Here is a 12,546-nt window from a genome sequence, read left to right as displayed (position 1 = left end):
CGACTGCCCCGGCTAATAAAAATGCCGTTCCATTGGCCTTCATCGTCCTGAAACGACTCCTCCAGGCGATCTCCCTGAATCACCACGGGCTTTTCTTTGGTGCCTTTGATTTGCAATCGTCCATTGCGCAAGACATAAATAATACCATCGTTGAATATGCCAAAAAGGTCGTTTTTGGCCACGCCACCATGCACATAGATGCGGGTTCCGGCGGGTATGTTTACGGTACAACTGTCAATAAAGACTGCGCCGTAAAACACATAGGGTTTGGGATCATTGAAACTGATCTCGGTGTTGCGACAGGATAAGACCACTGGTTTGCCGCCATTGAATCTACTGGGGAAATAGTTGGCGTTTTGCCCCCAGGCTTCAAGCGTTATTTCTTGTACATTTCCATTGGTTTCAAAAACTACTTTTTCATTGACAATAAATGGACTTACCGTCAGTGGAGCATTTGGATCGATGGTCACGGTAGCAAAAAGATAGATGCTGTCATTGCCATAAATTTCCACATCCTGAAACTCTCGGCCAGGGATGCCATCTACGTTGAGGGTGAATTTGGATTTGTCGCGGTTGAGCAAAAATATTTTCGACACCCGAATGGGTTGGTCGTTGTTGTTGATGATTTTGATGTAACGCACCGCCGACCCGAGCTGAGTAAATACCGTATCAAAACGCAGCGTATCAGAGGAAAAAGCAAGCTTGGCGCTCGCATCGGTTGTGAAAGTCTCGTCTTTGTTGCACGCACCGAGGGCGATACCCAGGCACAGCGTAATAAACAAGTAAAAGTATGTGCGCGTCATGCGTTTTTTTGTTGATTGAACGGCAAAGATAGGGAAAATTGTGTGGCGCAGAGGGGGGGATTGATATAAAACGAAACATCTGTCTGTTCGCAATTTCTTACAGACAGATGTTGAACCTACCTGAAGAAATTACAGGATAATGTCTGTAACTCCAGTTCCTGTAAAGTAAAAAGTGACTAGAAGGACAATACTTAACATGGTGATGATATTTATAGGTTGAAAAATCTTGTAATCAAGCTTTACAGCAAACAAGAATCAAGCCATTCAGCCAGAAAATTTTTCAGCAATATAGCGGAATAAGTAAACTTGCGCAAGGAAAAACAAGGAACATAGAACTCATTTTTCAGGGAAGGTTGGTGCGGGTTTTATTTCGAATGACAAAGGACATTAACTGGGGTTTAGTTTTGGGGTCATTTTCTGACATTATTCTTCAAAATACTCCAAACGGTTCTGGTACTTAGATTGAATCGATCCGCCAATACTTCTACGGTTTGGGTTTTTTGCCCTCGATCAATGTCTCCTTTCAGTCGTGTTTGGAATTCTTTCAGAATAGTATACTTCTGGATTACGCTGGGATTGATCAAATCTTGATCGATGATGTAGGTAATCATTCCTTCAAAATTTGGCTTCAGTTGGTGCATTTCACAGTAATCTTCATAACCATTGAGTAATCGTTCCTGGAAATTATCCAGGATTTGTTTGCGATTCAGTTCACTTGTTGCCATAATTTTATGCATATTAATTAATTAATTTTCAAGGTTTTGGGCTGGAAAAAGAACGGGGAAGGTGTTATAATTTTAAAAAGTAATTTGATTCAATAGTTGTAGGTAGTATAACATGATTTCACTCGTTTAACCTGTAAAAGGTTTTGAGGAGGAACTTAATTTATATGCCCTCTTAGGAAATGGTTCACCTTCCCCGCCTTAAAATTAGAAATGACAATCTTTCAATGAGCTTTCGAATGTTTCATTATCTTGATGGGGCAAAAGGCCTTTAAGATTTATCAACTGGGGTTGAGTCAGCAACTCTTCATTGCTGAAACAATTCTACAGGTATTTTATCGCTTTTGTGGGGACAAAAACTGCTGCATTTCCGCGAAAAAATCATTAAATTACAGCTGTTTTCTTTTCAGCAATCCAAGTAAATCAATTCTTATTTTATTATAAATCAAGGCTTTATTCTTATAAACGAGATTTCTTTTTCGTTTCAGCATTCCTCATGATTTTTGTATTTCGAACCCTCTGATTATGAAAAGAAAAAATGGTCAATGCAATTTTTTAGCATTTCGCTTTCTTTTCAGTAGAGGATTTATCACAACATTTTTGATTGCGTATATTTGTAGGCATACCGAATCAAATTCACTTTTGACAATCACTATACCATGTTTAGTAGCAATTGTGTTCAAATACTAAAAAATGTTGATTCGTCAGAACTAAAAGACATCGCTTCATTTGTCAAAAAAAAGCTTTCCACCACGAACAAGGAATATGCCTTGTTTAAATACTTAAAAGAGTGTCATCCTGAATACAATGAAGAAACCCTGGATTTTGAAACCATCCACAAAAAAATATACGGTAAGCAGCAAGTAAAAAACCCAGACAAAAACCTAAGCAACATCGGACTTAAGGTCAACGCGGTATTGGAAGAGTATCTTTTGGACAGCGCGTTGAAAAGGAATCCACAGGAAAAAGAGTTTCTCCTGTCTTCAGAATACAGCAGGCTTGGATTGAGGGATCAATTAGACAAAACCATTGATGCCTATTTTCCTGAGGATCAAAAAGAATCCCCGAAAAGTAAATCCAAGGATGAAGTTGATTTACAGGAAAATGCAGAGACCAACAGCAAGACTACTAAAAAAGAAAAATTACTGCACATTTGGCACTTTTGGCACCTCCATCGCTTGTTACACTTGCGCTATTATTCACGCGGAACTGTCCAAAATTCCGCAGGTGAAACCAGTTTGGTCAGAAGTTTGGAACAGTTAAATTTGGCTAATATCGCTGCCAAATTGCGGATAGTCCACGAAATGGAGGTCATGAAAAAAATCCACGGTAGAGTGCCATCCGCATTTTTTTCCGATGTTGAAAAAGAACTAATCAGAAGCAACGCTACTCCAGCCAACCCCTTTATATTGCTCTACCATCATGCCTACGAGTTGGCTCTTTTTCCAAGCGATAAACGCTATTATATCCTCAAATGGCTTTTAAAGGTATTTGGAGACAAACTCATCAAGGATGATCGGGGCAACCTAACCCGCTCTTTAATCAATTATGCCTCTGAAGCCATCCGCAACGGACATCATAAGTTCTATGACGAATCTTTTGAGCTGCACAAAGAAGGCATTGACAATGAATCACTTTTACAAGATGGCAAAATCACCCCTGAGGTGTTTTTGAACATCATTAACATTGTCTGCGAACAAAAAGATATTGATGAGGCAAAGCGATTGCTGATCAAATATGAACCTTTGTTGCCCAATAATCTCCGCGATGAAGCAATCATTGTTCTATCAGGTCGGGTATTTTTTTACAACAAAGAATACGCTAACGGATACGGTCAATTTACAAAAATCACCACTTATACCAACCGCTTGATGGAATTGACTGCCCGTTGCACCCTTCTGCAATGTTATTATGAAGCAGGTGAATACGCTGCATTGGTTAATGCTTGTCATAGCTTTCAGAAAGCGATAGACCGAAGTGAAAAGCGCTTTAGTGACAACTACCGAAAAAGCTTTGGGAATTTCAGCAAAATGGTGGCGACTCTAAGCAAGATAAAAATTGATCCTGATGGAACATTCGACCGAGAAAAAATCAAGGACAAAATGAATGGCTACAATGTCCTGGTTTGTAAAAAATGGTTGATTGAAAAAATCGAGAACTTCAAAGTTTAGGACTCAAATATGTTGTTATTTCGAGTGCTATAAAACCTAACTCGGGACCAAAAACATTTTGTTACAATATCCAATCAAAGCAATTATGCAGGAAGTATATCCGCCCGGTACTTGAGTACCAGGCAGATACAACGCTGTTGAAAACAGGTGAGTTATAGAATGATATCTACACCTCCAACCCCTTGCAACAAAAGGATTAACAGATCAAGCGCTACCATAGCAATCGATTTTTGAGTGAAAAAATCAGATGTATTCGTATGCCGATCCGGTCAGTGATATCTGCAGCTAATCTGTCCCGGTGAAACATACCCGAAGGCATAGCATTCCCAGGGTCTGGATTGCACCAGACCTACGTGTATAAATTACTTTTTTACACTTTAGGGAAAGTCGATCAACTTTTCACAGGGTGGCATTGCTTGACCCTATCTGGTTGATTGCGCATCAAAGATAAGTCTCAATTGGTTGTTAATCAATCCAATTAATTGATTTTCAATATTTTGCGTAAATTTATGAAAATTTACGTGGAGATTTTGAATACTAGATTTCGATGGCTTGATTGAGGAGGCTTCGGATTGCATTGCGGTGGCGGGAAAACAAGGCACTTGATCCATACTGGTAAAGCTCAATGACGGGACAGTTGGCTCTTTTTTCGCCGTAGATGTAATTCGAGCACATCATTCTACCGGCTTTATCATCAGGATCAACGACCAAATAATGGTGATAGGGGAAATTCTCATAGAGGAACAAATGCATTTTTCCAGGAAAATCGAGTGCATTCAGTTCGTTGCGTACATTTTTTAGGTCTTCCAGAATTTGGGGCATTTCATGAAAAGCCCTCCATTCTCTGGCGTCAACTTTGGCCCTGTCTTCAAAATAAAGTTTGGTAATTTGAGCAGTCGGGTTCAGCATCAGGCATTTAAAGTCAACCCCTTTTTTCAATAAATTTTCAATCGGTTTTTTAAATTCAAGCTCATTGCGGCTGTAAAAGTACTTGGTGAAAGTATTCAATCGAATACCTACTTCAATTACTTCAAGATTGGCATCCTGGATAAATTTGACCTTATCAGCAATCGTGCGCCGACCATCTTCATGAAAGCGCAATTTGTGGTTTAAGTGAACGCCGAGGAAATCATTGGCAACTGGCGACTTTTCAACATCAGGTTTATGAAACAGGGACGACTGAACGTCAAAAAGCAATCCTAAATGTGATTCGATTACCAACATCAGACCTTTTGAACAAGTGATTACCGATTCTTTTCCTGGGGCTCTAACCGGGAGCTTACTCGGGTCGTCTTTAATGTAAGTGCGGTATATATTGCTCAGGGATGAACTAGAAATGACTACGCCTTTGTCTGCCATAAGCGTGCGCAGTTCTTCCTGGTTAAAATCCTCTTCGAGGAGCGGCCAGCCTTTGCGGATAATTTTTTCGGAGATTTGCTTGGTTAATTTGAAATTATTCATGTTGTATTATTCTATTTTATCAAATGCTTCTCGCCTATATTTACCTTTCAATTCAAAATCATCAACTTACGTGAAAAAGCCCGTCATCTTCGTCATCATCCCGGTTTTTAATGAAGAAAAATCCATTGGCCGGGTATTGTCTGAAATTCCGCGTGATTGGGTAAAGGAAGTTATCGTATGCAACAACGGCAGCAGTGACAAAACCGCAAATGTTGCGCTAAATGCTGGCGCAACTGTTGTGCATCAAGCCGATAGAGGTTATGGGAATGCTTGTCTCAAAGGTATACAATACATTCAACAAAAACCAGTTCAAGAACAGCCGGATATAGTGGTTTTTTTGGATGGAGATTATTCAGATTTTCCAGCAGAATTGCCCGTGGTGGTTGCCCCAATTCTGGAGGAGGACTTCGATCTGGTGATTGGATCCAGATTGTTGTCTGGAAAAGCGGAAAAAGGATCACTTACGCCTCAACAAGTATTTGGCAACTGGTTGGCTACATTTTTGATCCGCAATTTGTACAATTATCATTTTACTGATCTTGGGCCGTTTCGGGCCATCCGCTGGTCAAGCTTGTTGCAGTTGAAAATGGAAGATCGAAACTACGGTTGGACGGTGGAGATGCAAATCAAGGCCGCAAAACAAAAACTGCGCTGCAAGGAGGTAGCTGTGCAGTACCGCAAAAGAATAGGCGTATCAAAAATCTCTGGAACGATTAAAGGAACGGTATTGGCCGGATACAAAATACTTTATACCATCTTCAAATACATTTGAGCCCTAACATCAAAAAAACGAAATTAGATTTGGCAAAAAATCAATTCAAAGCCATAAGCTTCGCAGCTCAAAGAAAGAAAAGAAAGCCTGCAAACGATTGCACCTATTAATGAAAAAAATATGTTTAAAAAACACGTTACTTTGCACCTATAAAACGTTATAAACTAAAGAAAAACGATATAGATTGCATCGTTTTTCACCACATGGTATTTAGCGACCTGTTAAAACGAGAAAAACGCACATAAACAATATGATGTCCGCACTTGCCTTCTTCTTTTTGGGGGTGTACACCTTGTCCCTGACCTACGTGACTGCTTACTGCTTGTCACAATTCAATCTCCTCTATTACTACAAGCGCTTTGATTGGCGCCGTAAGAAAGAAGAGTTCAAAGCAAGATTCGCGGCTAAGGCTCAGGCCGAGGCTGTTGCTGCTGCTGTTGTTGGGGGAAAAACCATCACCTCTTCTCAAAACCTTGGCGTAGCAAACGCTGATTACAGCCTGATGAGTACTGAAGAGTACGACAAAACTTATCCATTTGTAACCATTCAATTGCCACTTTACAACGAAAAATACGTAGTAGAGCGCCTGATTGACAACATGGTTTTGATGGATTACCCACGTGATCGTTTCGAGATTCACGTTCTGGATGACTCTACCGACGAAACGCAGGAATTGGTTAAGGCCAAAGTAGCTTACCACCAAGCCCAAGGCATCAACATCGAGCAGATTCGCCGCAAAGAGCGCAAAGGCTACAAAGCTGGCGCATTGAAAGATGGAATGGAGTTTGCTAAAGGCGAATTCATGGCCATTTTTGATGCTGACTTTTTGCCACGTCCAGATTTCCTTAAGAAGACTGTACCTCACTTTGAGGATCCTACCATTGGTGTGGTGCAAACCCGCTGGGAGCACATCAACGAAGATTATTCCATGATTACCCGTTTGCAGGCTCTTCAGCTGAATGTTCACTTTACAGTTGAACAAGTAGGCCGGATGGAAGGCAAGCACTTCCTGCAATTCAATGGTACTGCTGGCCTCTGGCGCCGCAAAACCATCGAAGATGCTGGCGGTTGGGAAGCCGATACACTGACTGAAGACCTGGATTTGAGCATTCGCTCTCAGTTGAAGGGATACCGCATCAAGTTTTTGGAAGACGTATCCGTTCCTTCTGAATTACCAGCAGATATGAACGCCCTGAAAGCCCAACAATTCCGTTGGATGAAAGGTGGCGCAGAAACTGCCCGCAAGATGTTGCCTGTGGTCTGGAATTCGAACATGAATATTTTCCAGAAGTTAAATTCTACTTTGCACCTTTTGGCAAGTACTGTTTTTATTTTTGTTTTCGTGATGGCAACTTCCAGCGTTCCACTTTTGTATTTGGTGAACGTTTTGGCCAAGCGCCATGGATTTGACAAAGATTTCTTTACCGTGTTCTTGTTGGGCATGTTGAGTATCACTTTGATGTACTACGTGGCCAACGTACAATCGAAAGCGCGGCAAGTTCCGGTGGTTAAGGCGGTTTTCCGTTTCCTTACCCATTTCCCCTTGTTCCTGGCGATGTCGATGGGACTCTCCTTGCACAATACCTTTGCGGTAATTGAAGGATGGAGAGGTAAAAAATCACCATTTATACGCACGCCTAAGTTCAACATTACCAATGGCAAAGACAAGTTTTCCAACAACAAGTACTTGAAGAAAAGCTTGACTTGGGGTACCTATATGGAAGGCTTCATGGCTTTGTACTTTGGAGTTGCAGTATTGTGGTCTGCCTATTGGGGCGAAACCATTTTCATCATCTACCATGTAATGATGACCATTGGTTTTGGAACAGTGTACTACTACTCCTGGAAACACTCTCGGGCATAATTTGCTCATTGATAAATAGTAGACAAGAGGTGACGGAGGAATTCCGCCACCTCTTTTTGTTTTTGTACAATTCAGAATCATGGCAAAGACTGGATTACATTTTTTGCTGAGTGCAATGATGATTGGCCTCCTGTATATCCTGGGTTACCATTGTCAGCAGGAAATTTTTTGGCCATTATTGGGTACTTATACCGCATTTTTCGGGGCATATGCTTTGGTGTTAAAAATGACCAATCATCCAGGCTGGTTGCAGTGGTATCTATTCCTGGGCATAGGTTTGAGGGCAATGTTGCTGTTTTCTTTGCCCAATCTTTCCGATGATGTGTACCGCTACATTTGGGACGGGAAACTTTGGTTGAATGGGATCAATCCATTTGTACATACGCCGAATTATTACCTTCACCACTCCCCTTTTCCATCAGGTTTAAGCGAAGGATTGTATTTCAAACTCAATTCGCCCTATTACCATACCATCTATCCACCGGTGGCACAAGGGATGTTCACGGTATGCTGTAGCTTGTTTCCAAATGATTTGTACGCCACGGTCATTTCGATGAAGGCGGTTTTACTGCTTGTGGAGCTGGGAAGTCTTCGATTGATTTATTTATTGCTCCGGAGGTTCAATTTGCCTGCTCAGCATATTTTGGTTTACGCACTCAATCCACTCATCATTTTGGAATTGATAGGCAACGTTCATTTAGAAGGATTGATGGTATTCTTTGTATTACTGGCTATTTATTTACTGATTAAAGGCCACAACTCTTGGGGCGCTTTAGCCATGGCGGGTTCCATTGCCAGCAAACTATTGCCCTTGATGTTTTTGCCCTTTTTTATCCGCAGATGGGGATGGCCAAAACAGTCATTGCTCTATTTCCCCTTGATTGGAGGAGTACTTATGCTCCTCTTTTTGCCGATGCTCAGTCTTGATTTTTTACGTGGATTTGGATCAAGCCTGGATTTGTATTTTCAAAAATTCGAATTCAATGCTGGCTTATACTATCTGCTAAGGTGGGTATTTCAGGTCTTGACAGGTTTTAATTTCATCATCATTCTAGGGCCGGCATTAGGGTTATTGACCATTTATGCGATCTACAGAATGGCAAAAGCTGAAAAAGATTTGAGTTGGGAAAAACTCCCACTCATGATGCTGTTTGCTTTTAGTTGTTATTTATTTTCAGCTACGATTATTCATCCCTGGTACATTGCCTTACCACTTGCGCTGTGCGTATTGACTCCACTGCGTTTTCCAGTGCTGTGGTCTGGCCTGGTTGTACTTTCTTATAGCCACTACAACGATGGATTGTTTGAAGAAAACTATGCGCTGATTGCCATTGAATACATCCTGCTGGTTATTTTCATGTTGGTTGAAATCAATCAACAATTTCCCAGGGTACTTGAAAAGCTAATTCGACCAAGCCAAAAATAAAAAAGGGCCGCCCGCTCCTGGTGCGGCCCATCATTCATGAGAAAACCACTTAGATATAAGGAAAGCAAGATAGGAAAGACAAGACTATTGCACCGAACCTAGATCATCCAGTTTGTTCAACTGAAAGTGTTCGATGATTTGAATCAATTGTTGGGCATAATTGTCCATGGGATTATAACCTGATTTTTCAAGTGCCTTGGCCCAACGCTTGTAGTTTTTGCCGTATTTCAATAGTTCCGGATGTTCATTTTGCAGGTATAGGCTATGTGCCCTCCAACTCTCCCAGGCAGTTGCTACTGGAGTATTGCGTAGTGGAGCTCCAAAATGGTTGTTGTTGACCACTGCTTCATTTTGAGCTCCGGCCTGGCTTTCAAGGATGGCCTGTGCCATTTTGATGCTGGCAGGAATCCCATATTGTTGCATCTCCAACACTGCTACCCTGCGAAATCTTTTGATGTAAGCTTCGACTTGTGTTTCAGGGCTGTTTTGTGTTCGAGCAGTTTTGTTGTTCAAAGAAGGACTTGGCAATGAAATTGAATGCGCCTGAGCCAAACCAAACTCGGCCATTCCTGCCTGGTTGGATTGTTGAGAAGATTGCCCAAGTAGCCAGGTCGGAATTTTAAGGTTGAGGGTAAAACGTAAATCTTCCTTAAAAACCAAAAACATCGCTGCAGCCAGAATCCCCAATTTAAAATAAGGCACTCTGGGTTTTTCAAACAAATTATATTTGATCGAATGAACCAAATATTTGGCAGCAACATACAGTTTTCCCAATCCCAACCAACTGTGGCGGATCAAATCAATGAGATTTGGATAATTGTCATCACGGTCAGGTGTAGCAAAAAGACCCGAAGAAGCCCGATTTGACTGGTTTTGACTATTGTTGTTGTTGTAAAACTTAGGTTGTGATGCGCCCATGATAATTTGTTTTTGAAATTTGCAAGTGCTTTTGACCCTCACTCAAGATTTGAAACATTTTCAATTCTGAGCTTCCTGGCGACCCAACAAAGATAAAAACAAAAATTTTATAAAACAAATAATTTTATAAAATTTTAAACAAAAATAAATTCAATATATTCTTCTGTCTGAAACTCATCCCAAAACAAAAAGGGCAACTCCTTTGCAGGAGCTGCCCTTTTTGTTTATTCGTTGTAGTTTTGATCGATTAATAACGATCGTCGTTGTCTTTGTAGCGATCGTTGGTACCGAAGTCGTCGCGTTTGTCACGGTAACCACCGCCATCGCGGCCGCCACCTCCGTAACCACCACGATTGCCGCCGCCACCACCGCCGTAGCCGCCGCCACCACGATTGCCACCGCCGCCGCCGCCGTAGCCGCCGCCACCACGGTTGCCACCGCCGCCGCCGCCACTGTAACCGCCGCCGCCGCCGCCACCGCCGTAGCCACCGCCACCACGGTTACCGCCGCCGCCACCGCCGTAGCCACCGCCACCACGATTGCCGCCGCCACCGCCGCCAAAACCACCTCTTCCACCGCCACCACCTTCACGTGGTTCGGCTTTCTTACATACTATCGTGTTACCGTCAAAGTCTGTTTCGTTCAATGCATCAATTGCGGCTTGCGCCTCATCGTCGTTTGGCATCTCAACGAAGCCGAAGCCTCTGGATTTGCCCGTGTCGTGGTCCATGATAACTTTTGCGGAATCAACTTCCCCAAAAGCTTCGAATGCTTCTCTCAGGTCTTCACTAGATGTCCCGAAATTGAGTTTTGCAACAAAAATGTTCATTTGAAAAAAATAAAGGAATGAAAAAATTATGGATGAAAATAGAAAAACAATTGAAAAATGATGCTCTAAAACCACTAAGTGAAGCAAAAAAAATGAAGCAAAAAAAACCACACACATTCAGCTCAACTTAAAGGCGAACAAATTCTACCCAAATTTAAGGTAATGTATACCAATAATTCAAGTGGTAAGGAAAAAAAAAGTAAAAAACCATTAATTTGCAGGGTCATGAATCGTCAAAAACCAATTTTACCCCGTTTTATTTTGTCAACTATCGTGTCTGTGAAAGAGCGTTTTTAACTCTTTAAATCCCTCATTATCAACTATCAACGGGTCAAACCATTGGCCATTTCGCTTGGAACTGGGTTGCTGTTCTTGATGGGATATTTTTTTTGTTTGCCGCGCCCACTTTTTAAGGCTTTCATCAGTCAAGTTGTAGAAGATAGAGCTGGAGCGCTACTTTCTGCGCGAATTGCCGCTGACGGGCAGTGGAAGTTTCCTGCACCGGATGAAATTTCGAAGGTTTACTTTAATGATAAAATTAAATTTTTCAGACAAAAATAATTTCAACATTTTTAAAACTTAGTTCTTGAACCGATTATGGCAAAAAAATCGGGCACCCCTTTGGTAAGAGGTGCCCGATTTTTTATCTTAAAAACGGAAGTTATGATCGATCAATAACGATTGCCGCCACCGCCGCCGCCGTAGCCACCACCACCGCGATTGCCGCCACCGCCGCCGCCATAGCCACCACCACCGCGATTGCCGCCGCCACCGCCACCGTAGCCACCGCCACCGCGATTGCCGCCGCCGCCACCACGATTGCCGCCACCACCTTCACGTGGTTCGGCTTTCTTAACTACTATCGTGCTACCGTCATAGTCACTATTATCCAATGCATTAATTGCGTCTTGCGCCTCATCGTCGTTTGGCATTTCAACGAATCCAAAGCCTTTGGATTTGCCGGTGTCGCGGTCCATGATAACGTTTGCGGAAGTTACTTCCCCAAACTGTTCGAAAGCTTCTCTTAGGCCATCACTAGATGTCCCGAAATTGAGTTTTGCAACAAAAATATTCATTTGGAAAAAATAAAGTAATGAAAAAATTATGGATGAAAAATAGAAAAATCATTGAGAAATGATGCTCTAAAGCCACTAAGTGAAGCAAAAAAAATGAAGCAAAAAAAACCACACACATTCAGCTCAACTTAAAGGCGAACAAATTCTACCCAAATTTAAGGTAATGTATACCAATAATTCAAGTGGTAAGGAAAAAAAAAGTAAAAAACCATTAATTTGCAGGGTCATGAATCGTCAAAAACCAATTTTACCCCGTTTTATTTTGTCAACTATCGTGTCTGTGAAAGAGCGTTTTCAACTCTTTAAATCCCTCATTATCAACTATCAACAGGTCAAACCCATGGCCATCGCACTCGGTACGGGATTGCTATTTTTGATGGGATATTTCTTTTGTTTGCCACGCTCACTTTTTAATGCTCCTATCAGTCAAGTTGTAGAAGATAGAGCTGGAGAGCTCCTTTCTGCCCGAATTGCTGCTGATGGGCAGTGGAGGTTTCCTGCACC

10 protein-coding genes and 2 pseudogenes are annotated in these 12,546 nt (G+C 41.8%); 6 read left to right on the top strand and 6 right to left on the bottom strand.

What is annotated here, in order from left to right:
- Together ABW391_RS09365 and ABW391_RS09360 are read right to left on the bottom strand one after the other, a co-directional pair.
- Positions 1-803, bottom strand: a pseudogene (locus tag ABW391_RS09365) (hypothetical protein); the annotation flags it as partial.
- Positions 804-1,213: 410 nt separating this feature from the next.
- Positions 1,214-1,528, bottom strand: coding sequence for a hypothetical protein (locus ABW391_RS09360; protein WP_353481590.1), 315 nt, complete (start codon positions 1,526-1,528; stop codon positions 1,214-1,216).
- A 656-nt stretch (positions 1,529-2,184) separates the two neighbouring features.
- Between ABW391_RS09360 and ABW391_RS09355 the strand changes: the two genes are divergently transcribed.
- The gene (locus ABW391_RS09355) at positions 2,185-3,696 is read left to right on the top strand and encodes a hypothetical protein (protein WP_353481589.1); all 1,512 of its coding nucleotides are present in this window, start codon (positions 2,185-2,187) and stop codon (positions 3,694-3,696) included.
- 537 nt (positions 3,697-4,233) lie between these two features.
- On the opposite strand, the gene ABW391_RS09350 is transcribed toward ABW391_RS09355, so the two are convergent.
- A complete protein-coding gene (locus ABW391_RS09350) occupies positions 4,234-5,157 on the bottom strand; it encodes a hypothetical protein (protein WP_353481588.1) in 924 nt (307 codons plus the stop codon).
- A gap of 70 nt (positions 5,158-5,227) precedes the next feature.
- Between ABW391_RS09350 and ABW391_RS09345 the strand changes: the two genes are divergently transcribed.
- The 3 genes from ABW391_RS09345 to ABW391_RS09335 all read left to right on the top strand — a co-directional run bounded on the left by ABW391_RS09345 (position 5,228) and on the right by ABW391_RS09335 (position 9,219).
- Positions 5,228-5,929 carry a glycosyltransferase family 2 protein gene (locus ABW391_RS09345; RefSeq protein WP_353481587.1) on the top strand — a complete coding sequence of 234 codons (702 nt, stop codon included), beginning with the start codon at positions 5,228-5,230 and terminating at the stop codon, positions 5,927-5,929.
- A gap of 250 nt (positions 5,930-6,179) precedes the next feature.
- Positions 6,180-7,793, top strand: coding sequence for a cellulose synthase family protein (locus ABW391_RS09340; RefSeq protein WP_353481586.1), 1,614 nt, complete (start codon positions 6,180-6,182; stop codon positions 7,791-7,793).
- A gap of 79 nt (positions 7,794-7,872) precedes the next feature.
- Positions 7,873-9,219 (top strand): MptA/MptB family glycosyltransferase, encoded by a 1,347-nt coding sequence (locus tag ABW391_RS09335; protein WP_353481585.1) that lies wholly within the window; start codon positions 7,873-7,875, stop codon positions 9,217-9,219.
- A gap of 84 nt (positions 9,220-9,303) precedes the next feature.
- Here the strand turns inward: ABW391_RS09335 and ABW391_RS09330 are convergent, their stop codons facing one another.
- Both ABW391_RS09330 and rbp (ABW391_RS09325) read right to left on the bottom strand, forming a co-directional pair.
- Positions 9,304-10,137 carry a glucosaminidase domain-containing protein gene (locus ABW391_RS09330; RefSeq protein ID WP_353481584.1) on the bottom strand — a complete coding sequence of 278 codons (834 nt, stop codon included), beginning with the start codon at positions 10,135-10,137 and terminating at the stop codon, positions 9,304-9,306.
- Positions 10,138-10,384: 247 nt separating this feature from the next.
- A complete protein-coding gene (gene rbp, locus ABW391_RS09325) occupies positions 10,385-10,966 on the bottom strand; it encodes an RNA-binding regulator (RefSeq protein WP_353481583.1) in 582 nt (193 codons plus the stop codon).
- A gap of 339 nt (positions 10,967-11,305) precedes the next feature.
- Between rbp (ABW391_RS09325) and ABW391_RS09320 the strand changes: the two genes are divergently transcribed.
- Complete coding sequence (locus ABW391_RS09320; protein ID WP_353481582.1) at positions 11,306-11,527, top strand: hypothetical protein; 222 nt, start codon at positions 11,306-11,308, stop codon at positions 11,525-11,527.
- Positions 11,528-11,637: 110 nt separating this feature from the next.
- Here ABW391_RS09320 and rbp (ABW391_RS09315) read toward each other — a convergent pair whose 3' ends face one another.
- Positions 11,638-12,042, bottom strand: coding sequence for an RNA-binding regulator (gene rbp, locus ABW391_RS09315; RefSeq protein WP_353481581.1), 405 nt, complete (start codon positions 12,040-12,042; stop codon positions 11,638-11,640).
- Between the two features lie 163 nt (positions 12,043-12,205).
- On the opposite strand from rbp (ABW391_RS09315), the pseudogene ABW391_RS09310 reads away from it, so the two are divergent.
- A pseudogene (locus tag ABW391_RS09310) lies at positions 12,206-12,546 on the top strand (penicillin-binding protein 1C); the annotation flags it as partial.

This window comes from Haliscomenobacter sp. (assembly GCF_040403615.1).
Taxonomy (GTDB): domain Bacteria; phylum Bacteroidota; class Bacteroidia; order Chitinophagales; family Saprospiraceae; genus Haliscomenobacter.
The sequence above is the reverse complement of the archived record's forward strand: the minus strand, read 5'-3'. Positions and strand labels throughout refer to the sequence as shown.